Source organism: Streptomyces niphimycinicus (genome assembly GCF_018883605.1).
In the GTDB taxonomy this organism is placed as follows: domain Bacteria; phylum Actinomycetota; class Actinomycetes; order Streptomycetales; family Streptomycetaceae; genus Streptomyces; species Streptomyces niphimycinicus.
Genome location: NZ_JAHLEM010000396.1, coordinates 1 through 834 on the forward strand (window position 1 = coordinate 1; position 834 = coordinate 834).

Here is an 834-nt window from a genome sequence, read left to right on the forward strand (position 1 = left end):
ACGACGTCTCCAGCAGCAGTCGCTGCTGCGGGTCCATGGAGAGCGCCTCGCGCGGCGAGATCCCGAAGAACGCCGGATCGAATTGGTCGGCGTTCTCCAGGAAGCCGCCCTCGGTCGTGTAGCTGGTGCCGGGACGGTCCGGGTCCTCGTCGTAGAGGGCGTCGATGTCCCAACCACGGTCCATGGGGAATTCCGAAATCGCGTCGGTGCCCTCCGCCACCAACCGCCACAGGTCCTCCGGAGAGTTCACCCCTCCGGGGAACCGGCAGCTCATGGCGACGATCGCGATCGGTTCCTGGTCCGCTGACTCGGCCTCGAGCAGGCGCTGGCGAGTCTGCTGGAGATCCGCGGTCACCCGCTTGAGATAGTCGAGAAGCTTCTCTTCGTTCATTGTTATGTCACCCATGGAAGTAGTAAGGGACGACGCTCGGGAACCGACCGCGCCAGCTCAGGAGATCCCAAGCTCCTTGTCGATGAAGTCGAAGATCTCGTCCGACGTCGCCGACTGAATCTTGTCCGAAACCGCCTTCTTACCGGAGTTGCCCGAATCCTGCTCCGCTTCTCCCCACTTGAGGAGGAGCGTCTGAAGACGCGTCGTGATCCTGGGCCGGTCCACGTCGTCGGCGGAGATCGTGGCCATCGCCGCTTCGATCCGGTCCAGCTCACCGAGGATCGGTGCGGCCGCCGAGATCCCGTCCTCGACGACGTCGGTACGCAGCCTGCGGGCGAGCGCGACCGGCGTCGGGTGGTCGAAGACGATCGTCGCGGGCAGGCGCAGGCCCGTCGCCGCGTCCAGCCGGTTGCGCAGTTCGACGGCGGTCAGCGAGTCGAAGC

2 protein-coding genes are annotated in these 834 nt (G+C 65.6%); both read right to left on the minus strand.

Annotation, left to right across the window (positions count from 1 at the left end):
* Window positions 1-391, minus strand: a 391-nt coding sequence (locus tag KN815_RS30435; RefSeq protein WP_216345088.1) for a beta-ketoacyl synthase N-terminal-like domain-containing protein, incomplete at its 3' end; no start/stop codon positions are given.
* A gap of 57 nt (window positions 392-448) precedes the next feature.
* On the minus strand, window positions 449-834 hold a 386-nt coding region (locus tag KN815_RS30440; RefSeq protein ID WP_253209333.1), incomplete at its 5' end, for an acyl carrier protein.